General features: G+C 72.7%; 15 protein-coding genes. 7 read left to right on the plus strand and 8 right to left on the minus strand.

Going from position 1 to position 24,931, the window contains the following annotated elements:
* Positions 1–8: 8 nt before the first annotated feature.
* The 7 genes from DEJ49_RS29205 to DEJ49_RS29235 all read right to left on the minus strand — a co-directional run bounded on the left by DEJ49_RS29205 (position 9) and on the right by DEJ49_RS29235 (position 12,222).
* Complete coding sequence (locus DEJ49_RS29205; protein WP_150186868.1) at positions 9–821, minus strand: hypothetical protein; 813 nt, start codon at positions 819–821, stop codon at positions 9–11.
* Positions 822–870: 49 nt separating this feature from the next.
* Complete coding sequence (locus tag DEJ49_RS29210) at positions 871–1,389, minus strand: hypothetical protein (protein WP_150186869.1); 519 nt, start codon at positions 1,387–1,389, stop codon at positions 871–873.
* A gap of 23 nt (positions 1,390–1,412) precedes the next feature.
* Positions 1,413–2,855 carry a hypothetical protein gene (locus tag DEJ49_RS29215; protein ID WP_150186870.1) on the minus strand — a complete coding sequence of 481 codons (1,443 nt, stop codon included), beginning with the start codon at positions 2,853–2,855 and terminating at the stop codon, positions 1,413–1,415.
* 186 nt (positions 2,856–3,041) lie between these two features.
* Positions 3,042–4,547 carry a pyridoxal phosphate-dependent decarboxylase family protein gene (locus DEJ49_RS29220; protein ID WP_150186871.1) on the minus strand — a complete coding sequence of 502 codons (1,506 nt, stop codon included), beginning with the start codon at positions 4,545–4,547 and terminating at the stop codon, positions 3,042–3,044.
* A gap of 822 nt (positions 4,548–5,369) precedes the next feature.
* Entirely contained in the window at positions 5,370–7,970 is a 2,601-nt protein-coding gene (locus DEJ49_RS36550; protein ID WP_223833035.1) for a glycosyltransferase family 39 protein, read from the minus strand.
* Between the two features lie 114 nt (positions 7,971–8,084).
* Positions 8,085–11,966 carry an AAA family ATPase gene (locus tag DEJ49_RS29230; protein WP_223833036.1) on the minus strand — a complete coding sequence of 1,294 codons (3,882 nt, stop codon included), beginning with the start codon at positions 11,964–11,966 and terminating at the stop codon, positions 8,085–8,087.
* A gap of 76 nt (positions 11,967–12,042) precedes the next feature.
* On the minus strand, positions 12,043–12,222 hold the full coding sequence (locus DEJ49_RS29235) for a hypothetical protein (protein WP_150186872.1): 180 nt from the start codon (positions 12,220–12,222) through the stop codon (positions 12,043–12,045).
* A 217-nt stretch (positions 12,223–12,439) separates the two neighbouring features.
* Between DEJ49_RS29235 and DEJ49_RS29245 the strand changes: the two genes are divergently transcribed.
* From DEJ49_RS29245 to DEJ49_RS29270, 6 genes are all read left to right on the plus strand, one after another.
* A complete protein-coding gene (locus DEJ49_RS29245; protein ID WP_190329479.1) occupies positions 12,440–16,426 on the plus strand; it encodes a hypothetical protein in 3,987 nt (1,328 codons plus the stop codon).
* Positions 16,427–16,448: 22 nt separating this feature from the next.
* On the plus strand, positions 16,449–17,465 hold the full coding sequence (locus tag DEJ49_RS29250; RefSeq protein WP_150186874.1) for a hydroxyacid dehydrogenase: 1,017 nt from the start codon (positions 16,449–16,451) through the stop codon (positions 17,463–17,465).
* An 87-nt stretch (positions 17,466–17,552) separates the two neighbouring features.
* Positions 17,553–18,413, plus strand: a complete 861-nt coding sequence (locus tag DEJ49_RS29255; RefSeq protein ID WP_150186875.1) for an ABC transporter ATP-binding protein — start codon at positions 17,553–17,555, stop codon at positions 18,411–18,413.
* The gene (locus DEJ49_RS29260; protein WP_150186876.1) at positions 18,410–19,390 is read left to right on the plus strand and encodes an iron-siderophore ABC transporter substrate-binding protein; all 981 of its coding nucleotides are present in this window, start codon (positions 18,410–18,412) and stop codon (positions 19,388–19,390) included. The genes DEJ49_RS29255 and DEJ49_RS29260 overlap by 4 nt, the downstream gene beginning before the upstream one ends.
* A 4-nt stretch (positions 19,391–19,394) precedes the next feature.
* On the plus strand, positions 19,395–21,467 hold the full coding sequence (locus DEJ49_RS29265) for an iron ABC transporter permease (protein ID WP_150186877.1): 2,073 nt from the start codon (positions 19,395–19,397) through the stop codon (positions 21,465–21,467).
* A 61-nt stretch (positions 21,468–21,528) separates the two neighbouring features.
* Positions 21,529–23,016, plus strand: coding sequence for a SulP family inorganic anion transporter (locus tag DEJ49_RS29270; RefSeq protein WP_150186878.1), 1,488 nt, complete (start codon positions 21,529–21,531; stop codon positions 23,014–23,016).
* 6 nt (positions 23,017–23,022) lie between these two features.
* Here the strand turns inward: DEJ49_RS29270 and DEJ49_RS29275 are convergent, their stop codons facing one another.
* The gene (locus tag DEJ49_RS29275; protein ID WP_150186879.1) at positions 23,023–24,138 is read right to left on the minus strand and encodes an agmatine deiminase family protein; all 1,116 of its coding nucleotides are present in this window, start codon (positions 24,136–24,138) and stop codon (positions 23,023–23,025) included.
* Positions 24,139–24,254: 116 nt separating this feature from the next.
* On the opposite strand from DEJ49_RS29275, the gene DEJ49_RS29280 reads away from it, so the two are divergent.
* Positions 24,255–24,863, plus strand: coding sequence for a TetR/AcrR family transcriptional regulator (locus DEJ49_RS29280; RefSeq protein WP_150186880.1), 609 nt, complete (start codon positions 24,255–24,257; stop codon positions 24,861–24,863).
* Positions 24,864–24,931 lie beyond the last annotated feature (68 nt).

A 24,931-nucleotide genomic window follows, 5' to 3' on the forward strand; every position in this document is an offset into this window, starting at 1 on the left:
GGGGTGGCTCAGGCGCCGCGGCCGGGGCGCGCGGTCGACGGGATGGGCAGCGGGCCGATGCCGGCCTTGGTGAAGGCGTTGCGCCGCGGCTCGGAGGTGATCTTCAGCGCCGACGCGCACGTCAGGTTCACCGGGTCCCACCGGAGTTCACCGTTCGTCTGCACCAGCTTGTGCAGCTGGACGCGCATCATGTACGAGTACGTCCCCGGGCGCGACGTGTCGACCGTCGCCGACCAGTACCAGCCGTCGGTGACCATGTCGGGCGAGCCGTACTCCGCCGGATACATGATCTTCGACTCCACGGCCTCGCCGTAGATGTCGGTGATCACCGGCGCCGGGTAGCTCGCCGCGGCCGTCGCGTCCTCGGTGACGACCTGACCCGTGACGTCCACGATCTTCTGCCCGGACATCCGGCCCCGGGTGCGCCGCGTCGTCTTGACCCGGGTGCCCACGCTCCGCCGGATGCGGTTGAGTTCGGCCTCCGCGTCGGCGCTCGGCACGGTCGACTTGGCCGCGAGCTCCTGCAGCTCGGCGAGCGCCTGCTCGTCGGTCTGCCGGGCCCGCTCGACCTCGTAGCCGCGGGGCACGGTCGGCGGGATGGAACCGAGGCTGTACGGCAGCCAGTTGAGCACCTGCTCGCTGGCCTGGGAGCCGTCGCGCCAGTAGGAGCCGTTGATCGCGGTCACCAGCTCGCCGGTCCCCTGGTTCTCGGAGCCGTGCAGCTTCATGTTGTCGAACAGATAGGTGTTGCCTTCGAGCGTGCTGGACGCGAGCGCGTTGCCGACGTCCACGAGCACGATGATCGCCAACTGTTGGGGCATGATTCCGCCTTCGTCGTCGTTCCCGGCCTTGCCGTCGTCGTGCGGTCCGCTACTGGCACATCAACGCGGGTGAGTCGATGGACATGACGCTGTTGGACCCCTCGTACATCTGGAGTTCGAGGCGGTACTGGTACGGCACGCCCGGCGTCATCCAGTGCGGCACCACGCCGGTCCACACGTCGAGGTCGAGCTTGTCGCCCTCCGACTCCTCCTGGCCCTGACCGTGCGCCTGGCCCTGACCGTGCGCCTGGCCATGAGCCCCGCCGTTCGTGGTCCGGTGGGCACCGGGCGGGCTCATGGCGGGGCCCGACGCGGCCGCGCCGTTGTGCCCATTGGCCGGCTCGAACGAGATGTTCTTGATCTCGACCGGCGTCTGCAGGTCGAGGGCGAGCGCGGTCCAGGACACGACCTGGCCGGGCTTGACCACGGTGATGAGGTCCGCCGTGCCCTGGTGGGCGCTGTCGAACGCGCCGTCGTCGACCATGCAGAGGTTGCCGTCGAGCAGCGTCTTGACGGACAGCGCACCGATGACGTCCACGACGGCGATGATGTTCACCTGCGTTTTCATACCGCTCCTGTTCATTGCACTCCCTAGCCGCGGTCCCGGACCAGCGGGACCTTTCCGACGGCGGTCCGCTCGATCTCCGCGGACAGCCTGGGCACGAACTTGAGCTGGAGGGTGTATCCGGTCTTCTCGATCGACGCGGCGTTAGCCTCGCCGTGGTTGAAGAGCGAGAGGGCGCGCGGCAGCGCGTTCACGAACACCTGGTGGAGCCCGCACGGACCGAGCACGGTGTCCGCGCGATAGGTCAGCCCCATCACGTCGTCGACCGCCGCGTACAGGGTGATCGTCTTGCCCTCGCGGTGGTTGACGAACTGGACGTCGTGCGCCACCGCGTCCAGGTCCACCACCTCGGCCGCCTTCAGCTCGTCGCGCAGCGCCGCATAGGCCCGCGCCCCCGAGTACTGGCTGTCGTTGATGTGCAGTACGTCCCCGGTGCGGCCCGCGAACTCGAACTGCCGTGTCTTCAGGCCGGGGCCTTCCGTCCGGGGCCGGTGGATCATCCGGTCGCCCAGCTTCAGGCGCAGCAGCGGCGTCTCGTGCGCGTGCAGCCGCGTGACGACCAGCTCGCCCTCCTCGCCCTCGGGGACCTGGCGCCCCTCCTCGTCGACGATCTCGATGAAGTGCAGTCCCGGCACCGCCGACAGATACGGCGACGCGGCGTCCAGCTGCAGGCCGATCGTCTCCGCCTGGGTGGCGGCGAAGTAGCTGAGGATCGACAGGTTCGGATACAGCGCCTGGAGCTCCACCCGCTTGCGCTGCGGCAGCACACCGCTGCCGTACAGGGCGACACGGAAACTGTCGCGGTACTCCTGGCGCATGCCCGCGCCGAGCTCGGCCAGGATCGCGATGCCCGCCGAGATCCCCATCAGGGCCTTCGGGCCCCGGTAGGAGAACATGTGCTCAAGGACGGGAGCCGTGACGGGCCCCGCGCCGACATAGTTGACGCCCGGCACGTGCTGCAGCACGCCGCCGACCATGGTGCCGCTGCTCCACATCTGGTAGTCGGCCAACGTGGTGAACAGCCACTTCGGGTCGCTGCCCGCGAGGTGCCCCGCGAGCTGGTAGGCCCCCATGAAGCGGCCCGCGATCTCATAGGTGTCCTTCAACTCCCGCAAGGAGTACACGACTTCGAGCGGGCTGCCGCCGCTGGTGCCCCCGCTCGCGACGATCTCGAACTCGCCGCGGGTGAGGGGCACCACCATGCCGGGCCGGGCGTCCATGAAGAAGTCGCGCTGGACGTCCTTGTCCGACAGTGGAATGCGCTGCCACTCCTCGTACGTCTCGGGGGCGTGCCCGATGCCGGCGCCGCGCAGCCGCTCGCGCCACAGCGGGTTGAGCAGCACGGTGTTCACCATCTGCTGGAGACGGCGGAGCACGACCGCGTCCTGGATCTCGTGGGGGATCTCGCTGTACAGCGTCTGGCAGACCCGCTCGCACTCGCGCATCTTGCTCGCGAACGAGGGGAGCACGGTGACGGCTTCGACGGATTCCGGCTGCAGCTCCCAGTCGGGGATGAGCCAGTTGGCCAGTTCGCGGGCGCCGCCGGGGGCCGGGGCGGGCGATGGGATGTGAGGTGCCTGAGGTGGAACGTGCGGTGCTTGAGGTTGAACGTGAGGTGCCTGTGGAGCATGAGATGTACTCAACATCCGTCCCCTCTACGCTTTTTCTGTTCCCTCTTCTCCGTCGAGCAGGTCCTGCGCCGTCCTCTTGATTTCGGACAGCAGCATCCTGAAGTGCTCGCCGGTGATCTGGTGGTTCATCATGACCACGCGCAGTGCGGCCACCCCGTCGACGTTCACCTTCGAGATGAAGAAGTTCCCCTCGAATTTGATGCGGTTCCTGATGGCGATCTGCAGGTGATGCACGTCTTTCTTCTCGACCCGCCTGCCGAGTCTGCTTTCGAGGCCGGCCGGATGGTAGCGGAAGCAGAGAATGTTCGCTTCCGGGCGGTGCAGGGTCTCGAAGTCAGGATCGGCCCGCACCACGCCGTACGCTTCCTCTGTCAACTGACACAGATACTCGATTTTCTCCGCGAACAGGGCCCGCCCGTAAATGGCCCACAGTGCCCACAGCGTCATGATCATGGGGCGCTTCGTGCACTCGAAGTTCTTTCCGCCGCTGTCATAGGCGGTATAGACGTCCGGCTCCTCGTCGAAGACGTAGCTCGCCTTCTGCCGGAATGCCGAGAGCGCGGTCTCCTTGTTCCGGTAGAAGAGCATCGTGCAGGGCGCGGGCACGAACATCATCTTGTGCGCGTCCCAGGTCAGGGAGTCCGCCTTCTCGATGCCCCGCAGCCTGTCGCGGAGCACGTCCGACACGAGCAGGCTCGCGCCGTGCGCACCGTCGATGTGCAGCCAGACGCCCTTCTCCCGGGCCACCTCGGCGAGTTCGTCGATCGGGTCGAACGCGCCCACCGAGGTGCTGCCGGCCGAGGCCACCATGCAGAACACCTTGAGGTTCTGCCGTTCGGCCGCCTCCAGGGTGGCGCGCACCTCGCCGGGGCAGATCTGCTGCTGTCGGTTGAGCGGCAGCCGGACGAGCTGTGCGTCGCCGATGCCGAGCACACCGGCCGCTCGCGCCACGCTGTAGTGCACGTCCGCGCCGACCGCGATGGCGGGCCGGGGCTGGCCGCGCACCGCGGAACCGCCCTGTGACCAGTAGCCGGGCAGCTTCTCGTTCCTGGCCGCGAGCAGCGCGGTCAGATTGGCGAGCGAGCCGCCGGACGTGGTGATCATGGTGAAGCGCTCGGGGTCCCACCCGATGAAACGGTTCAGCTCGTCGGCCATGATCCGCTCGACGGCGTTGGGCAGCTGGCCCGCCTCGTAGAACGACGACGGCTGGTTGACCACGGAGCTCACGAAGTCGATGACGCCGGCGAGCGGTACGACCCCGGAGAACTGCCGCCCCATGTACCCGGGGGAGTGGACCTGGATCCCCGTGCGGACGTACAGGTCGATGATGCCCGCGAGGCGCTCCTCGTCGAACGCCGCGATCTTGTCGTGCTCGGTCGTCATGAGGTCCCTCGCGGCCTGGGTGAGCCTGAGCGGTTCGATCAGTTCGAGACCTCTGATCGAGATGTCCGACAGGTGTTTCTCCAGCTTGGCGAGAGCTGTTTCCGAGTTCTCCCTGAACTGCTGCGGATCAAAAGCCTCGAGCAGCAATCCGCTCCGATCCGACGCTGAGCCACTCCGTTCCGATCCGGGATCACTCGAGCGAGATTCCGTCACTAGGGTCCCCCCTTGGAAAGCCCCCGTGTACCCGACATGGATGGTCCGGTGCGCGCGACCGGGCAGAGGCAGGACTTTCCGCTGACGCCACAGCAAAGGCTTGCCGTCCGGCTGATCAAACCGGACGGCACTTCCTTTTCCGGCGGCGCGCGTTCAGCGCAGCCCGCACGGACTCCCCCCTCGAAGAGTTCTGCGCAGCGGTCATCCCCCCGGCATGGTCAGTGCCTGCCCCCACAGCGACCACCGTAGGCGTCGTCGATAAAACGAGAAATCGAAACCACGAGTTCTGTCCGAAAGGGAGCGCGGACCATCTGATGGTTTGTCACTCAACATTTGTCACACCCGCAACCGGAGCGTTCCACGGCTTCAGGGCGGCTCCCCGCTTTTCGGACACCATGCCGTGGGCATGTGCGCGGCGGATAGGCAAAGCGGCAGCACCGGGAGCGGCTGCGGGGTGATGCAAGGGGTTTTCTGCCAATCTGGCTGCTCATCGCGGGGATCTTCTCGTCCCTTCAGCGGGGTGCCGCGATCGAGGCGGATATTTCCCGCTCCGTCACGACGATCCGGCCACGATGGCGGTGCGGTCGGCGGCTGTTCGAATGAAGGGGGAAGGGTTACCGGGGGTACGGGGATCTGGTGTCCGGTGGGAGGTCTCGGGTACGGGGTGCGGTGGCCGCGCCGACGGTTGCCCGTCGGGACGGCCACCGCTCCTCCCCCGGTCGGTGGGTGCGTCGGTCCGCGCCGCTTCTCGCCGGTTCAGTGGCTCGTGGCGTCGGACGGTTCGCAGCGGTACAGGGTCTGTGCGGGCGCCTTGTCGCTGCCGCGGCCGGTCGCTCCGTACGCCCGCGGGTCGACCTCGGCGCAGGCGGACGCGACCCAGGAGCTGATCTTCGACGTCTGCCTCCCCGCCTCGGTGACCAGGGCGAAGCGGAGGTCGCCGGTGGCGACGAGGTGCCGGTACTCGGGGAGGGTGAGGGGGTCGGCGTGCAGTCCGGTGAGCGGCAGGACCGGCGCGCCCGTCGCGTAGACGTAGGGCGCCGACGTCTCCCACCCCTCGGTGGAAAAGGCGTACTTGGCGGACCCGTCGCGTTCGTCGACGTAGTCGAGGAGTCCGCTCTGGGCGGGTGTCGGCGTCGTGGGGACGCGGACGTCGCCCGCGCGCACGGTGCGGGTTCCCGTCGAGATCCGGGTGTCGTTGCCCGGTCCGGCGTACGCGTCCACGGCGGATCCCCTGTACCGCTCGTTCAGCACGGACAGCGACCAGGTCGTGGGCGCGGCGAACATCGCGACGCATCCGGCGAGCAGCCCGACGACGAGCACGGCCCTGCGGGAGGTCCCGAAGGGGGCCAGGGCCAGGACGGCGACGAGCGTGGCCGCCGCGAGGAGTGGGATGAGCCAGGGCGCGAAGTCGACGTGTTTGGAGGCCAGATGGATCGTCCAGGCCGCCTCGACCACGACGACCGCGGGCAGGAGCCAGGCGCGCGGCCCACCGGCCGCGGCGCGGTGGGCACGCCACAGGGTGACGGTCCCGGCGGCGGACAGCGCGGTGAGCGGCGGCGCGAGGATCGCGACGTATGCGGTGTGGGGCAGGTTGCCGAGCGCGCTGAGCACGGCGGCCGCCGTGACGAGCCAGGTGCCCCACATCAGGTGACCGGCCCGGCCCTGGTGCGTGCGAGGGGCCTTGCGGTGCCGTGCCGGACCGATCGCGAGGGAGATGAGCGCGAGCGGGTACAGCCAGGCGATCTGCGGGGTCAGGCGGGGGCTGCGGAGGAGCTTGAGCCACAGGGAGGTCCGGGACGGCGCCTCGGAACCGACCTGCCTCCCGGCGGGCGCGGCTCCGGCTCGCCCCTTCCGGCTCCCGTCCGTGGCGGGCGCGCGGGTGGACCCGTCGGGCTGCGCGCCGGGCGGGGCGGTGGCGGACCTGTCGGAGGGGGCCCCGGACGTCCCGCCCGATGGTCCGCTCGCCGAGCCGCCGGGTTGCCTGTCCGCCGGTCCGCTCGCCGTTCCGCCGGGTTGCCTGTTCGCGTGGCCGTTCGGTGTTCCGTCGGGTTGCCCGTTCGCTGTTCCGCCGGGCTGCTTGTTCGCCGGTCCGCTGGATGGCCCGTCGGGTTGCCTGTTCGCCGGTCCGCTCGCTGTTCCGCCGGGTTGCCTGTTCGCAGGTCCGTTCGCTGTTCCGCCGGGCTGCTTGTTCGCCGGTCCGCTCGGTGTTCCGTCGGGTTGCCTGTCCGCTTGGCCGTTCGCCGTTCCGCCGGGTTGCCTGTTCGCGTGGCCGTTCGGTGATCCGCCGGGTTGCTTGTTCGCAGGCCCGCTCGATGGCCCGCCGGGCTGCCTGGCCGCCGGTCCGTCCGACGGCCGCCGTGCCGTGTCGCCCGGATCGCGTCCGTCCGCGCCGGCCGTCCCCGCGCCGCTGCCCGTGGGCGGCGGTGTGCGCGACGCACCGCCGCGGCCCCAGAGTCCGTTGCTGCTGGCGGGGGCCGCCCCGTCGATCAGCCCCGCGTGCAGCCGGTTGAAGCCGTTGTAGCCGAAGACCATCGCCGCCGCACTGTTGTCGGTCGAGCCGTCCACGTACGGGCGGTCGCGATCCGGGGTGAACGTCATCAGCGCCACCCACGACAGCGACACGGCGAACATCAACGTGCCCGCCAGGGCCAGTTGGCCGAGCCGGCGCCGCAGCCGGACCGGCGCCGCCACGACGTAGCCGACGAACAGCGCCGGCACGATGACCCACGCCTCCATCATCTTCGCCTGGAAACCGAGCCCGATCCACAGCCCGCAGAGCAGCAGCGACCGCAGCCGTGCGCTCCGCACGGCCCGCTGGTACTGGTCGGCGGCGAGGACGAGACACATGGTGACCGAGCCGTCGAGCATCGCGTGGCCGAACATGGAGGCCGCCACGGGCGTCACCGTGAGCAGCCCCGCGGCGAGCAGCCCGGCGGCAGGACCCTGCCAGCGCCGCACCAGCCGGTACATCACCAGTACGGAGATCACGCCCATGACGCACTGCGGCAGCACCAGCGCCCAGTCGTGGAAGCCGAAGATCCGCGCCGACAGGGCCTGCGGCCACAGGAAGCCGCCGATCTTGTCCAGGGTGAGCGTGGCGGACGGGTCGAGGCTGGTGAAGAGGAACGCCTCCCAGCTCACCGACATGCTGCGCGCGGCCAGGGAGTAGTAGGGGGCGAAGCCGCTGCTCGTGATGTTCCACGTGTAGAGCAGCGCGGCGAGGGCGGCGATGCCGAGGAGCGCGGGCCTCGCCCACCGGGGCTGGCCGGCGGGGGAGCGCCAGAACCGCAACCGGCTCCGGGGCGACCGTTCCGGCGAGGTCCGGCTCGCGGGCGGCGCGCTGGTCAGGGACGTCATGTCTTCGCTTCTACCGGTACGCGGTTGTCCGGGGTCGGCCGCGACGTACCGGACAACAAGCGCCGGACAACAAGCGCCGCCACAACGGCATCGAACGATGCCCTGCTCATAGCCTCAGCGCTCGCAGGCCCGCCGCGGCCACTCGCCTTCGTCGGGCACGTTCAGATACCGGGCGCGTTCCTCCGGGCTGAGTTCCCGGCGCAGGGACCGGCAGATCCGGTCGACGGCCTCGCCCGCGCCGCGCAGCACACCCCACAGCCGCAGCGTGCCGTCCTCGCCGCCGCTGGCGACGGTGCGGCCGTCCGGGCCGAACGCCACGGACCACACGGCCCCCTCGTGCCCGGTCAGGGCAAGGTTCTGGAGCCCCGTGGCGGCGTCCCACAGCCGTACGGTCCCGTCCCGGTCCCCGCTCGCCACCGTCCGGCCGTCCGGGCTGAACGCCACCGACAGGGGTCCGCGGCGGTTGCCGGTCGTGGCGCGGAGCGCGCCCGTGGCCGTGTCCCAGAGCCGCAGCGTGCCGTCGTCGGCGCCTCCGGCGACCGTGCGCCCGTCCGGACTGAACGCCACGGTCCGCACGGGGGACTTGGTGCCGGTACGGAGGGAGCGGGACGTGCCGGTCGCGGCGTCCCACAGCCGAAGGGTTCCGCCGTCGCCCCCGACGGCGAGGGTATGGCCGTCGGCCCCGAACGCCACGGACCGGACATCCTCCCGCTGCCGCCCCGGCGCCCCGCGCGGCTCCCCGGTCACCGCGTTCCACAGCCATACGTTGCCACTGCCACTGCCACTGCCACTGCCACTGCCGCCCCGCGTACCGCCCGCCGCGACGGTGCGCCCGTCACGGCTGAAAGCGACTGACCGTACAGCCCCATGACGCCCCGTCAGTACCCTGCGGGCCCGACCGGTCGCCGCGTCCCACAGCCGCACCGTACCGTCGGCACCTCCGCTCGCGACGGTACGTCCATCAGGGCTGAACGCGACCGACCGCACGTCTCCCCGATGTCCCGTCAGCACCCGCCGTGTCCTGCCGTTGGCCGCGTCCCACAGCCGTACGGTTCCGTCGCGGGCGCCCCCGGCGACCGTGCTGCCGTCCGGACTGAACGCCACCGCTCGCACGGCGCCCTGCCGCCCGGGCACCGTGACGCGCTCCCTTCCGGTCGACACGACCCACAGCCGCACCGTGCCGTCACGCCCGCCGCTGGCCACCGTGCTCCCGTCCGGGCTGAAGGCCGCGGCGGGGACCGAGCCCCGGTGCCCGGCCAGTACCGCACGCAACGCCCCGGTCGCCGCGTCCCACAGCCGTACCGTGCCGTCGTGCTGGCCGCTGAGCACCGTACGGCGGTCCGGGCTGAAGGCCACCGACTCCGCGTCCCTGCGGCGCTCGGCGAGCGCCGCGCGCTCCTTGCCGGTGGCCGCGTCCCACGCCCGTACGGTGCCGTCGCGGGCGCCCCCGGTCACCGTACGGCCGTCGGGGCTGAACGCCACGGACGCCACGGCGCTCCCGCGCCGCCCGGCCCGCAGCACACGCGCCGTGCCGCTCGCGGTCGCCCTCAGCCGTACCGTCCCGTCGTCGCCACCGCTGGCCACCGAGCTCCCGTCCGGACTGAACGCCAGGGAGCGCACGGCACCCTGATGCCCCCTCAGAACCAGCCGCGACTTGCCCGTTGCCGCGTCCCACAGGCGTACGGTGCCGTCACTGCCCCCACCGGCGACCGTGCGCCCGTCCGGGCTGAGGGCCACCGCCCGGACGTCGCCCCGGAGGCCGGTCCTCATGGCCCGCGAGGACCCGGTGGCCGTGTCCCACAGCCGGACGGACCCGTCGGCGCCGCCCCCGGCCAAGGTGTGCCCGTCGGACCCGTAAGCGACCGCCGTGACCGCACCTTGATGGCCCGTCAGCACCTTCCTCGCCTTGCCGCTCACGGCGTTCCAGAGGCGTACGGTGCCGTCCTCGCCACCGCTGGCGACGGTCCGGGCGTCGGGGCTGAAGGCCACCGCCCTCACCTCGCCCCGGTGACCCGTCATGCGCAGCTGCAGGGGGAGCGAGGCCGTCCTGAAGAGGCCGGCGGTGGCCTCGGGGGTGGGGCGGATGCGGTACGCGTACAGGGCGAGGAGCGAGGCGAGGTCCGATTCGGACGGCAGGAGCGCGGCCGACTGCGCGGCGAGCTGCCGGGACAGTGCGCTGCGCTGCTCGGAGACGGCCTCGCGCCGGTTGCCCTCGCTGGTCCGGTACTGGTCCCAGGCGAGCAGCCCCGAGACCAGCGCGAGCAGCAGCAGGACGGACAGGGCGAGCGTGAAGCGGCGCAGCCGCCGCGTGGTGCGTGCTTCGGCGAGCCGCTCGCGCTCCCGGGCGGCGGTGCTGGCCGCGAGGAAGTCCCTTTCCAGTTCGGTGAGTTCACTTCCGGCGGAGCTGCCCGGACGTGGCGGTCCGTGGGTGGGGAAGGTGTCCTCGGCCGTGTCGAGACGTGTGCCGCGGTACAGCGCGCCCGGGTCGCGGTGCTCGCGGTCCCACGCGGTCGCCGCGTCGCTCAGCCGCTGGCGGAGCAGGAGTCCGGCGCGGTCCTCGTCGATCCAGTGCCGCAGCCGCGGCCAGGCCTGCAGCAGGGCCTCGTGGGTGAGCTCGACCGTGTCCGTGTCCAGGGTGATCAGGCGGGCCCCGGCGAGCGCGTCGAGGACCGTCCGTACGTCGCCGGGGCCGGTGTGCGGCCCGCCCAGGGAGTCGAGGTCGGCGCGGGCCGGCCGGCGTCGCGTGGCCTCGGTGCCCTCGCCGACCACGACGAGGCGCAGCAGGAGCGCGCGGGCCAGCTGCCGCTGACGGTCGTCGAAGGCGGCGTGGACGGTCTCCGCGGTCTGGCCGAGGGCGTGCCGGATGCCGCCCGCGGCCTCGTACCCGGCCAGGGTGAGCGTGTTCCCGCGGCGGCGGCGCCAGGTCTCGCGCAGGGCGTGGGAGACCAGGGGCAGCACGGTGGCGCGACCGGTGGCGTCGGCGATCACCCGGGCGAGCAGCGCCCCCTCGACGGTGCAGCCCGCGCGTGCGGCGGGCCGGCTGATCGCCCGGCGCAGCTCGTCCGTGGTCATCGGACCCACCAGCAACTGGGCGTCGCGCAGCGCCTCGACGAGCTCGGGGTGCTGCGCGCAGCGGGCGTAGAAGTCGGCGCGGACGCCGAGGACGACGCGTGTGCGGCTGTTGGGGGCCCGGGCGGCGGTGAGCAGGGCGGTGATGAACCGTGTACGTTCCCGTGCGTCGTCGCAGAGCGTGAACACCTCCTCGAACTGGTCGACGACCAGGAGGAGTTCGGCGTCGTCGGGGCGGCCTGCCAGCGCCTTGAGGGCGGTCAGGTGCAGGGCGCGCGGGTCCGCGGCGAGGTCGGCGTGGAGAGCGGTCGCGGAGTCACCGGACACATCGGCGAGCCGTGCGGCGCACGTCTCCAAGGGGTGGGCCCCGGGAGCGAAGAGAACGACGCCCCATCCCCGCGCGTCCTCTTCGCGCACGCGGGGCAGCAGCCCCGCCCGCAGCAGTGAGGACTTTCCCGAACCGGACGCGCCGAACACGGCGAGGAAGCGCCCGGAACGTACCCGTGCCACCAGGTCCTCGGTGAGCTGCTCGCGTCCGAAGAACCAGGCCACGTCCTCGGGCTGGAACGCGGCGAGACCCACGTAGGGTCCGCGTAGCCTTTCAACGCCCCCGTCGCCCCCGTCATCGACCCCGTCGTCACCCGCGCGGTCCTCCGTCGCCGCGAGCCGGGCGCCCAGCGCGCGCCACCTCGCCTCCCACGCCTCCGTGTCCCCGCCGCACGCCCGCACGTAGGCGAGCGTGACGGGCAGGCTGGGGAGCCTGCGGCCGCTCGCCGCGTCGGCGAGCGTCGTCGATGAGTAGTGGGCGTCGCGGGCCAGACGGCGGTACGGCGGACTGCCCGCCTTCTCCCTCAGCCGCCGCAACTCGGCCGCGAATGCGGTGAGTTCGCCACCGTCGTCCTCCAGCGGCCGCTCACCCCGTGGCACCGGAACCACCCCCCACCCGCCATTGTCCGGCCCGGCAGCCCACCGCCGGGCCACCGGAACCGGACAATCCACCGGCTCAGCGGGACCGGATCCACCAGTCGGTCAGGACGACCAGGAGCGGGCCCGGGGCGTCCGCCACGCTCAGGACGGCGCGGCGGCGGATCTCCGCCCAGGGGGACGGACCTCGCCCCTCGCACTGCGGCCTCTCGGGGCGGCGCCCCTCGCCCCGCCCCGCCTCGTCACCCTCGTACCGCATACGAACCTCCCAGCCTCGACCGCGCACCTTGCGCCGCCGGTGACGTCACCCTGCGGCCGGGAGGTCGCCGCGCCCCGTACTCCCGGGCGGAGCGGGCGGACCGGGCGCGCCCGGCGAACTATCCTGCTGGTCGACGCCCTGACGCCCCCGCGCCCGGAACACCCGTTCCGGGTGGAACGGGCAGCGGCGGCGAAGCGGAGGAGGGGGTGGCGGAGCGGTGGGAGCGGCGCGGCAGCGGCTGTGGGAGTACCTGCGCGAGTTGCGCGTGCGCGCGGAATCCGCCCGGCGCGCCCAGGGCCTCTCCGTCTCCCAGGCCACGGTCGCGCGCGAGCTCAACGGGTCGGGGCGGGCGGCCCTGCGCGGCTTCTCCGGTCAGCGGATCAACGACTGGACGCCCGGGGAGCCGGGCGCCATGAGCGTCCCCCAGTCCCGCAGCCACGACAAGGTCGTGGCGCTCGCCGGCCTCTGGGCCACGTGGGCGGGGGACCCCGCGCCGGGGCGTGAGTTGCGCGACCTGCTGGACGAGGCGTGCGACGAGTGGACCCACGAACGCAGGACCGCCACGCGCGGTGCGCCCGGGGGGCGGCGGGGGCGGGGCGAGGGGGCGGGGGCGGGGGCGCCCACCGGGGCCGGAGCGCCCACCGGGGCCGGAGCGCCCACCGGGGCCGGAGCGCCCACCGGGGCCGGGGCGCCCGCCGGGGCCGGGGCGGCGGCCGGGACCGGAGCGCCCGCCGGGACCGGGGCGGCGGCCGGGACCGGGGCGGCGGCCGGGACCGGGGCGGCGGCCGGGACCGGGGCGGCGGCCGGGACCGGAGCGCCCACCGGGGCCGGGGCGCCCACCGGGGCCGGGGCGGCGGCCGGGGCCGGGGCGGCGGCCGGGACCGGGGCGGCGGGCGGGGCGCCTGCCGACAGCACCGCCCCCACCGCACACGCCGCCTCCGCGCCCGCCTCGCACCCTGCACCGGCCTCGCACTCCGCCACCGCCCCGCACCCTGCACCGGCCGTGCACCCCACACCCACCCCACACCCCACGGCCCCTCCCCACCGGACCGTGCAGGACCTCGGCCCCTGGCTGTTGGAAGTAAGCGAAGCTCCGCCGCCAGGCCCGCCCTCGCCCGGAGAGGCGCTCGCTCCGCCGCCGGGCCGGCCCCCGCCCCCACCCCCGCCCGCAAGGTCCCCCGCCCCGCCGTTCGCCCTCACCCCCTACCTCCTCCGAGACCACGACCACGCCCTCCGTGCGTACCTCGAGTCCGCCTGTTTCGGCGGGGGGTCGGTTCTCGGTGTGCTTACCGGTGACTCCTCCACCGGCAAGACCCGTGCCCTGTACGAAGCCGTGGTGGCCGTCGCGCCGGGGCGGCGGCTGTTGCGGCCGGTTACCGCCCGTGCGCTGCTCGACCTCATCGCCGCAGGCGAGGTGGGCGACGGGTGCGTGTTGTGGCTGAACGAGGTGCAGCGGGTCCTGCTCGACCGGGAGGGGGACGACGCCGCGGTCGCGCTGACGAGCGTCCTCGAGGAACAGCCCGGCATCGTCGCCGTGGCCGCCCTCTGGGAGGACCCGTACTGGCGGCAGTTCACCGCGCAGGGCCAGCCCGGCGATCCCGCCAGGCACACCCGGGCCCTGCTCACCGGGCCCCACGCCCGGCGGTTCAGGGTCCCGCGCCGTTTCGGCGCCGAGGAACTCGGCAGGTGGCGGCGGCTCGCCCGGGAGCACGAGGACGCGCGGCTCGACTCCGCGGGGCGGGCCGGCGCCGCGGACGGCCAGGTCGTCCAGCACCTCAGCGGCGGGCCCGAACTCCTCGACGCGTATCTGAGCGGCCCCGACGGCCACTTCACCCCGCGCGAGCACGCCCTGCTCACCGCCGCCCTCGACGCCCGCAGGCTCGGCCATCAGACGCCGCCAGGCGCCGCCCTCCTCGCGGCGGCCGCCGACGGCTCCCTCGCCCCGCACGACCGCGCGCCCCACGCCGAGTGGGCGGGCGCCGACCTGGAAGCGCTGACGGACGGCGTACGCGCGGACGGCTCACGTGCCGACATCCGCCGCGCCCTCACCCCGCTGCGCGCGGTACGGGAGTCCGCGGGGGCGCCCGCCCGCTACGAACCCGCCGACTACCTCCTCCAGCACACCGCGCCGCCCCACACCGCCCCGGCCGGCACCGCCGCCCTGTGGGAAGCGCTCGTCCGGCACACGGACGACCCCGAGGACCTGCACCGGCTCCAGGCGGCGGCCTGGCGGCGCGGACTGTTCCCGTACGCCCTCCGGTTCGACCTGGGGGCCGCACTGGCAGGGAATGACGATGCGTACGTACGTATCGTCGAGCGCACCCGGCGGCTTCCCGACGGCGCGTCCGCCGCCGCCTGGGTCGCGGCGCACGCGGACCCGTCCGACGGCCGGGCCGCGGAGACGCTCCTCACGGCGCTGCGCGAAGCGGGCTGCCAGGAGGCCGTGGACACGCTCGCGCGGCGTCTCGTCGCCGCGGTCGACCCGGCGGACGTACGGGCCGTCGGCGAGCTCGCGAAACGGCTGACGGCGGTGGACACCAGCGCCGAGGTCGTCGACGTCCTCGTCGAATCCCTGGCGGCCCACGTCGACCGGACCGACCCGCGCCGCATCCTCTGGGAACTGGAGGACCTCGCGAAGGCGACCGCCGGGCGGGCCGCGCGGCGGGCCATCGGTCCGTTGGCGCACCGTGCGGTTCACCACGCGGACGTGACGAGCACGTGGCACACCACCCGGCTCCTGGGCGTCCTCCACACGATCGGCGAGCCCGACGCCGCGGCGGCCCTCGTCTCCCGCCTCGTGGCCCGCGCGCCGGACCTCGACCCCGACGAACTCCCCTGGCTGATCGGGGCGTTGCAACGGGTCGGGGCCGTGCGGGCCGTGCGCGCCCTGCTGGCGCAGGGCCCCGCTTCCCGGGCCTGCCTCACTGATGCCGGAACCGTCTCGCGGCTGCTCCAAGCGCTCAGGGAGGCAGGGGACGACGACGGCGTGCGCACCCTGCTCGGCCGCTCGCCCGCCCGGCACATCGACGTGGTCGGACACCCGGACTTCTTCGACATCGCGTCCGTGCTCTGCCAGTTCCTCACGGAGCTCCGGGAGCTGGGGGCGGAGGAGGAGTTCGCCGTGCTGGCCGCCCGGGTGGCGCGGGGGGCCGACCTGGAGGACCCGGGGGCGCTGGCGATGCTGCTCGACCTGTTCCACACCACCGGCGAGCCCGGGCTCGTACGCCTGCTGCTTGCACGGCAGCCGATGACCGAGTTCTTCTACGAGGATCCCGGCGAACTGCGCGCACTGCTGTGCGTGTTGCTGTCGGTCGGCGCGGAGGGCGAGTACGACGCGTTGGTGTCGGACGTCGCCTCCCATACGAACATCGCCGATCCGCACGCCCTCGGCGAGGTCGTGGAGCTGCTGTGGGAGACCGGCGGGGAGCGGGGCCTCGCCCCGCTGTTGGCGCGGGCGCACACGCACACGCCCCCGGACGAGCTGGTCTTCCTGGTCCAGGAGCTGTCCCTGGCCGGTGCGGACGACACCTCCGCACTGCTTGCGAAGCACATCGCCGAGCACCTCGACAGGCCGGACGTGGACACCCTGGAGTTCGTTCTCTGGGTCTTCCCGGTGATCGGCCACTCCGAGGCGGTGGAGACCGTCGTCGAGCGCGGCCTCCTTGACGAGGTCGACGCGGAGCGCCACCAAGGCAGGGAATCGTTCGCCGCCCTCGTCGACACGCTGTGCGCGACGGGGAGGAGGGAGGCGGCGGAGAAGCTCGCGGCCCGCGCGGCTGCCGAGGCCGACCTCACCCACCTCTACGCCATCGGAAGCCTCCTGAACACACTGAACGCCCACAGACTCACGGACGCGCGCGCCGTCCTGATCCGGCGGGCCGCCACGGGTGGCGAACTGACCCATGCGAACAGCGTCGCCCGTCTGATCGAGGCGTTCCTCGCGGCCGGGGCCACCGAGGCCGTCGAGGAAGTCCTGCGACGCGACCCGCTCGCGCACATCGACAGGGAATGGGCCACGGAAGCCTGTCACGAGGCGCTCGTGACCGCCCTCCGCAAAGCCGGTTCCCCGGAGGCGGACGCGTACGCCCGGTGGGCCCGCGCCGCCGGAAAGCTGCCCGTCGAACCCTGTCTGCCGCACGGCGTGCGGCCCGACGGCGGCGCTGCCGCGCCCTGGACCTGGGCGGCCGTCACGGAGCAGCCGTGACGCCCCTTCCACGAGGAGGAACATGTCCCCGTCCCCCCGGCCGACGGCCGCCCTCGCCATGTCGCGGAGAGCGGCCGAGGCCGTCCTGGAGCCTTCGGCCCTCGAAGTCCTCGCCGATGCCGTGTCCCTTCAACCCCCGCCCGTACTGGACGACTTCAGCACCGAACGCGCCCGATCCGTCCTGGCCGACACCGAACTCCTCGTCACGGGCTGGGGCTGCCCGCCGCTCACCGCCGAAGTCCTCGCGCACGCCCCCAGGTTGCGCGCCGTCGTCCACACGGCCGGTTCCGTCCGCGGGCACATCACCGACGCGTGCTGGGAGCGCGGCATCGACGTGTCGTCGGCCGCCGCCGCCAACGCGCTGCCCGTCGCCGAGTACACGGTCGCGATGATCCTGCTCACCGGCAAGCGCGTCCTGGAGAGCGCCCGCGACTTCCGCGCGGCGCGCGCGGAGGTGGACTGGTCGCGTACGCCGCGCGAGATCGGCAACTACCGCCGCACCGTGGGCATCCTCTCCGCCTCCCTCGTCGGCCGCCGCGTCATCGAGCTGCTGCGCCCCCACGACCTGCGGGTGCTGCTGCACGACCCGTACGTGACGGCGGACGAGGCCGCAGCGCTCGGCGCGGAGCCGGTGGCGCTCCCCGCACTCTTCGCGCGGAGCGACACCGTGAGCGTCCACACCCCGCTGCTGCCCGCCACCCGCGGCCTCGTCGGCCGTGCCCTCATCGACGCCATGCGCCCCGATGCCGTCCTCATCAACACCGCACGCGGCGCGGTCGTCGACCAGGACGCGCTCACCGAAGCGGTCACCGCCGGGCGCATCCGTGCCGTGCTCGACGTGACCGACCCCGACGTCCTGCCTCCGGACCATCCGCTGTGGTCCGCGGACAACGCCCTGCTCACCCCGCACCTCGCGGGCTCCCAGGGCAACGAGTGGCGGCGGCTCGCGGACGCCGCCGTGGACGAGGTCCGCCGTTGGGCCGCGGGCGACGGCTTCGCGCACCCCGTGGACCGCGACAGGCTGGCGTACCTCGCCTGAGCGCGGAGCGATCTGGCCGAATACCCGGTTGCGTCCATCGAGGGGCCCCGTTCCCACCGCCGCTTAGGTTAGGCTAACCTCTGCGGTGTGCATGTAGGTGAAGAGACCGCCGCGGCCCAGCGCCCCCCAGGTCATGAACTCATCGCCACGGGCGTCACCGTGGCGTACGAAGGCGTCGATGTCGTCCACGACGCCTCCATGACGCTGCGTCCGGGCGAAGTGACCGTCCTGGTCGGGCCGAACGGCAGCGGCAAGTCCACCCTGCTGCGCACCCTCGCGCGGCTCCAGCGCCCGCGCACCGCGAAGCTCGTCATCGACGGCGACACCGACGGACTCGCCCTGAGCCCCCGCGCGTTCTCCCGCCACGTCGCCCTGCTCACCCAGGGCCGCCCCACGCCCAGCGGTCTGACCGTGCGCGACGTCGTCGAGTTCGGCCGCTACCCGCACCGGGGCCGCTGGGGCAAGGCCGACCCCGGCGGACGGGCCGCCGTCGACCGCGCGCTCGCCATGACCGGCGTGACCGACCTCGCCGAGCGCGGCGCCGAACACCTGTCCGGCGGCCAGCTCCAGCGCGTCTGGCTCGCCGGCTGCCTCGCCCAGGAGACGGGCGTGCTCCTGCTCGACGAGCCCACGAACCACCTCGACCTCCGCTACCAGGTCGAACTCCTCGACCTCATGCGGGACCTGGCGGACGACCACGGCATCGCCGTCGGCGCCGTCCTGCACGACCTCGATCAGGCCGCGGCCATCGCCGACCGGATCCTCCTGCTCGACGAGGGGCGGGTCGTCGCGGACGGCGCCCCCGAGGAAGTCCTGACACCGCAGCGGCTCACCGACACGTACGGCATCCGCATCGACGTCGACTCCGACCCCCTCACCGGCCGCCTGCGCACCCGCGCCATCGGCCGCCACCACTCGCGAAGCGAAAGGCTCAGCACCACCTCATGAGACGCCACCTGATCACCGCGGCGGCCGCCACCGCCGCGGCCCTCGCCCTGTCGTCCTGCGGCACCACCGAGCCCGCCGCCGACGACGCGAAGAGCGCCGACTCCCTCACCCTCACCGACGGCACCGGCGCCAAGGTGACGCTGAAGAACGGCCCCGCCAAGAAGGTCGTCGGCACCGAGTGGAACGCCGTCGAGAGCCTGATATCGCTGGGCGTCGCCCCGACCGGCGTCGCCGACGTCAAGGGCTACAAGGCCTGGGACAGCGCCGTACCGCTGAAGAACGACGCGAAGGACATCGGCACGCGCGGCGAGCCGAGCATGGACACCATCGCGTCCCTGAAGCCCGACCTCATCATCGCGACCACCGACCTGCCGGCCGCCGCCGTCAAGCAGATGCGGAAGATCGCCCCGGTCCTCAACCTGCGCCCCGCCGACGCCGCGGACCCCATCGGGCAGATGACGAAGAACCTCGACCTGCTCGCCGAGGCCACCGGCACCACCGACCGGGCCGCGAAGCTGAAGAAGGACTTCGAGGCGAAGCTCGCCGAGGGCAGGAAGGCGCTCGCCGGCGCCGGCAAGGACGGCGCCAAGTACGCCTTCGCCGACGGCTACGTCACCGGCAACCAGACCTCCATCCGGCCGTACACCGACGGCTCGCTGATCGGCGCCGTCAACAAGAAGCTCGGCCTGAAGAACGACTGGAAGGTCAAGGGCGACAAGGCCTACGGCCTCGGCACCACCGACGTCGAGGGCCTGACCAAGCTCGACGACGACGTCCACTTCGCCTACATCGGCAACAAGGACGACAAGGGCAGCAACCCGTTCACCGGCGTCCTGAAGAAGGACAAGGTGTGGACGTCCCTGCCGTTCGTGAAGAAGGGCAACGTGCACCGGCTGCCCGACGGCATCTGGATGTTCGGCGGCACCGAGTCGATGAACCAGTACGTCGACTCCGTCGTCAAGGCGCTGAAGAAGTAACACCATGGCCGTCACCGCAACCGCTCCCGCCACCCGTCCGTCGGCCGCCGCGTCCCGCACGGGCGCGGTCGCGGTGACGGCCGCACTGCTCCTCCTCGTCGCCGCCCTCGCCGTCGTCGACATCACCCAGGGCACCGCCGCCGTCGGCGCGCCCGAGGTGTGGAAGGCCCTCACCGGCCGGGCCGACACGGCCGACAGCTCCGTCGTCATCGCCTCCCGGCTGCCCCGCATGACCGCCGCGCTCCTCGTCGGCTCCGTGCTCGGCATGGCGGGCGCCGCCCTCCAGGCCGTCAGCCGCAACGTCCTCGCCTCGCCCGACACCCTCGCCGTCAACGCCGGCTCCTACGCGGCGCTCGGCATCGCCGCCGCCACCGGCGTCACCCTGCCCTTCCTCGCCTCGTCCGGCGTCGCGTTCGCCGGCGGGCTCATCGCCGCGGCCGTCGTCCTCGGACTCTCCGGCCTCGGCGCGGGCACGGTCCGGCTCGTCCTCGCGGGCAGCGCCCTCACCCTCGGCCTCACCGCCGTCACCGAAGGCATGCTCCAGCTGTTCCCGCAGGAGACCGAGGGCCTCTACAAGTGGAACCAGGGCAGCGTGGCGCAGAACGGTTTCGACGGCGTGCTGCAGATGCTGCCCGTCGCCGTCGTCGGCCTCGTCGGGCTGCTGCTCCTCGCCCGCAAGGTCGACGCCCTGGCGCTCGGCGACGACGCGGCGCGCGGCGTGGGCGTACCCGTCCGCTCCACCCGCCTCACCGCCGTCGTCCTCGCCGCGCTCCTCTCCACCTCCGCCGTCACCCTCGCGGGCCCCATCGGCTTCGTCGGCCTGTGCGCCCCCGCTCTCGTACGCCCCCTCGCGCGCAAGATCCGCGCGTTCACCCGCTCCCGGGCGAGCCTCCCCGTCGCGGGCCTCACCGGCGCGGCCCTCGTCCTCGGCTCCGACGTGCTGCTCCGCGCCGTCGTGCCCTCGGACGTGGCGGTCGCCGTGCCGACGGGCGTCGTCACCAGCCTGCTCGGCGCCCTCTTCCTCGTCGTCATGGCCGCCCGGGTGCGAGACACGGCGGGCGCCGCCCAACCCGACCGGCTGCGCATCCGCAGCCGCGGCGTCTTCATCGGCACGACCGCCGTCCTCGTGGCCGCCCTCGTCGGCCTGGTCGTCGCTGCGGTCCTCGTCGGCGACAGCAAGCTGCTCCTCGGCGATGTCGTCAACTGGGCGCAGGGCAGGGCCGGCCAGACCGTCTCCTTCGTCCTCGACACCCGCGTGCCGCGCGTCCTCGCCGCGCTCTGCGCCGGGGCGGCGCTCGCGCTCGCGGGCACCCTCGTGCAGGCCGTCACGCGCAACCCCCTCGCCGAGCCGGGCGTCCTCGGCGTCACGAACGGCGCCGCGCTCGGCGCCGTGCTGCTCGTGACGACGGTGCCCGCCGCCGGGTCGTGGACCATCGCGGGCGGAGCGTTCGCGGGCGCGGCGGTCAGTGCCGTCCTCGTCTTCGGCCTCGCGGCGAAGGGCGGGTTCGGTCAGAACCGGCTCGTCCTCGTCGGATTCGGCGTGGCCACCGGCGCCACGGCCGTCATCAGCATGCTCATCATCCTCACCGACCCGTTCAACGCGACGAAGGCGCTCACCTGGCTCGGCGGCTCCACCTACGGCCGGACCCTGCCCGACGTGGTGCCCCTCGCCCTCGTCCTCGCCGCGGGCCTGACCGTCGCCGTCGCGCGGCGCACCGAACTGGACCTCGTCTCCCTCGACGAGGACACCCCCCGGCTGCTCGGCCTGAACCTGAGCCAGGGCCGCTTCGGCTTCCTCGTCCTCAGCGTGCTCCTGAGCGCCACCGCCGTGGCCGCCGCGGGCACCATCGGCTTCGTCGGACTCGTCGCCCCGCACGCGGCCCGCGCGCTCGTCGGCAGACAGCACGTGCGCGTGATCCCCGTCGCCGTGCTCCTCGGCGCCCTCCTCGTCTGCGGCGCCGACCTGGTCGGGCGGACGGTGATCGCACCGGCGCAGCTCGGCGCGGGCCTGATGACCGCGGTGATCGGCACGCCGTACTTCCTCTACCTGCTGGTACGCAGCCGACACAGGCCCTAGGCGCCGCTATAGAGTGGGCGGTCCTCTCCCACCCCCCTCCCCGCACCTCAGGTAGCCCTACTTGCCCACGCCCGCATTCTCCGCCCTGCGCCCCGACTGGCTGTCCGACCCGAAGGTCTGGCGCACCGAGATCCTCGCCGGTCTCGTCGTCGGGCTCGCCCTGATCCCCGAGGCGATCTCGTTCTCGATCATCGCCGGGGTCGACCCTGCGATCGGCCTGTTCGCGTCGTTCACCATGGCCGTCACGATCTCGGTCGTCGGCGGCCGCCGCGCGATGATCTCCGCGGCGACCGGCGCCGTCGCCCTGGTGATCGCGCCGCTCAACCGCGAGCACGGCTTCGGCTATCTGGTCGCCGCCGTCGTCCTCGCCGGTGCCTTCCAGATCGTGCTCGGCGTGCTCGGCGTCGCCAAGCTGATGCGGTTCGTGCCGCGCAGCGTGATGGTCGGTTTCGTCAACGCCCTCGCCATCCTCGTGTTCATGGCGCAGGTACCGGAGATGCACGACGTGCCGTGGGCGGTCTACCCGCTCATCCTCGGCGGGCTCGCGCTCATGGTGTTCTTCCCGAAGGTCACCAAGGCGGTCCCGGCGCCGCTGGTCTCCATCGTCGTCCTGACGGCCATCACGGTCGCCGCGGGCATCGCCGTGCCGACCGTCGGCGACAAGGGCGAGCTGCCCTCGTCCCTGCCGGCGCCCGGCCTGCCCGACGTGCCGTTCACGTGGGCCACCCTGACCACCATCGCCCCCTACGCGCTCGCCATGGCGCTGGTCGGCCTGATGGAGTCCCTGATGACGGCCAAGCTCGTCGACGAGATCACGGACACGCACTCCTCCAAGACCCGCGAGTCCGTCGGCCAGGGCATCGCCAACATCGTCACCGGGTTCTTCGGCGGCATGGGCGGCTGCGCCATGATCGGCCAGACGATGATCAACGTACGGGTGTCGGGCGCCCGCACCCGCCTCTCCACGTTTCTCGCGGGCGCGTTCCTGCTGGTGCTGTGCGTCGTCTTCGGACCCGTGGTCTCCGACATCCCGATGGCCGCGCTGGTCGCCGTGATGGTGATGGTGTGCTTCGCGACCTTCGACTGGCACTCCGTCGCCCCGAAGACGCTGAAGCGGATGCCCGCCGGCGAGATCGTCGTCATGGTCGTCACCGTGGTCTGCGTGGTCGCCACGCACAATCTCGCCATCGGCGTCGTCGTCGGCACGATCACCGCGATGGTCGTCTTCGCCCAGCGCGTCGCCCACTTCACGAACGTCACCTCCGTCACCGCCCCCGACGGCGGCAGCGTCGTGCACTCCGTGACCGGCGAGCTGTTCTTCGCCTCGTCGAACGACCTCGTCACGCAGTTCGACTACGCCAAGGACCCGGACCGGGTCGTCATCGACCTGTCGGCCGCGCACATCTGGGACGCCTCCACGGTGGCCGCGCTCGACGCCATCACCACCAAGTACCGGCAGCGCGGCAAGACCGTCGAGATCATCGGCCTCAACCGGCCGAGCGCCGAGCGGTACGAGAGGCTCAGCGGCGGACTCTCCTCGACCGACTGAGCGAGCTCAGTCGACCGGCTCGCCCGGCTGGTCGTGCGTGGAGCAGTGGATGCCCCCGCCGCCGGACGCGATCGTGTCGATCCGCACCGGGACGACGTCGCGCCCGGGGAAGTGTTCCCGCAGGATGCTCCGCGCCCGGCCATCCGCCTTCCGGTCCCCGAATCTCGGCATGAAGACGGAGTCGTTGGCGACGTAGAAGTTCGCGTACGTCGACACGAAGTCGTCGCCCTCGCCCGTGATCCTCGCCAGGTCGGGCTGCGGCAGGTCGACGATCTCGAAGCGGCGCCCCTTCGCGTCCTCGGCCCTGCTCAGTACGTCCCTGGCCTGGTCGGCGGCGCGTGACCAGACGTCGGCGGGCGTGTCCGGGTGCGCCCGGTCCAGCAGGACGACGCCCGGCCCGGTGAACCGTACGAGGCTGTCCACGTGCGCGTCGGTGATGTCCTGACCGCGCACCCCGGCCAGCCACACGACCTTCTCGATGCCCAGGGTCCGTTCGAGCTCGGCCTCGATGTCGTCCCGGCTCCTCCCGGGGTTGCGGTTGTCGTTGACGACGGAGCTCTCGGTGACCAGGAGCGTGCCCTCGCCGTCCGTCTCCAGGGACCCGCCCTCGGCGACCAGCGGCGCCTTCCTGCGGGGGATGCGGTACTCGGACAGGAGGGCGCGGCCCACCCGGGCGTCATGGGTATGGACCTGTTTGTCGCCCCACCCGTTGAAGTTGAGGTCGACTCCGGTGACCTTGTCCCCTTCCTCCACGAACACCGGCACCGTGTCGCGCGCCCACAGGTCGTCGACCGCCAGCGGAATGACCTCGACGTCGCGCCCGCAGGCCTTCTGTGCGGCCGCGCGCTGCTCGGGGCGAGCCAGCATCACGACGTACTCGTACGCGGCGACGGCCCGCGCGATCCGGGCGATGTCCTCGCGCACGGAGGCGAGGTCCTCGCCCCACACGGAGTCCAGCGCGGGCCACGACATGAAGGTCCGCGCGTGGCTCTCCCATTCGGCGCCCATCCGGGGCGCCGCTGCCGCCCCGGCCATGTGGCAGGCGGAGGCGCCGAAGGCCGCGGCGCCGATGCCGGCGAGTGCGCGCAGGGCGGAGCGTCGGGCGGGCGGGGGAGGGGACACGGGGGACTCCACTCTCGAAGGTTGTCCTGCGACTCTGACACGGACTGAAAATTCAGTCAAAGAGGCGGCGCGGGGTGGCCCACCCCGTCGGGGCGGCGGTCGGTAGGGTCTGGTCCATGGCGCCCCGCACCACCCAGATCCTCGAAGCGGCCGCACGGCTGATCGCCCGCCGCGGAGTCCGCGGCCTGCGCGTCGAGGAGCTCGCCGCCGAGGCGGGTGTCTCGACCGGGCTGATCTACTACCACTTCAAGGACCGCACCGGGATCCTGCGCCACACGCTCGAGTTCATCAGCGACCGCGCCGAGCGCTACACGACCGCGCGTGACGAGGGCGCCGCCCCGCCGGATCCGCGCGAGGAGCTCGTGGAGACCCTGCTCCTGGAGCTGCAGGACACCCCGGAGGTCAGGGAGAACAGCGCCGCCTGGGGCGAGTTGAGGGCGAGCGCCGTCTTCGACGACGCGCTCAGGGAGGACCTCGCGAGGGCGACCCAGGTGTGGGTGCAGGAGGTGTCCGCGCTCCTCGGCGCGGTCCGCCCGGCGGCTCCGGCGCACGCCCTCGCGGAGGCCGCCGAGCGCCTCACCGCCCACCTGGAAGGGCTCAGCATGCGCTGGCTCAGCGGCGGTCTGCGCATCGACCGGGCCCGTGACCTGATGCGGGGCGCGATCCGCGCGGAGCTGGCCGTGCTGGGCGCGGAGGGTTCGGAGGACGCCGGAGCAGTGGAGTAGACCTCTGGCGGAACTCCTGCACCGCGTGGTATAGACGTATGGAAGAAGTATGAAGAAGTACCTTTCGG

The sequence above is a fragment of the Streptomyces venezuelae genome (assembly GCF_008642335.1).
GTDB lineage: Bacteria > Actinomycetota > Actinomycetes > Streptomycetales > Streptomycetaceae > Streptomyces > Streptomyces venezuelae_F.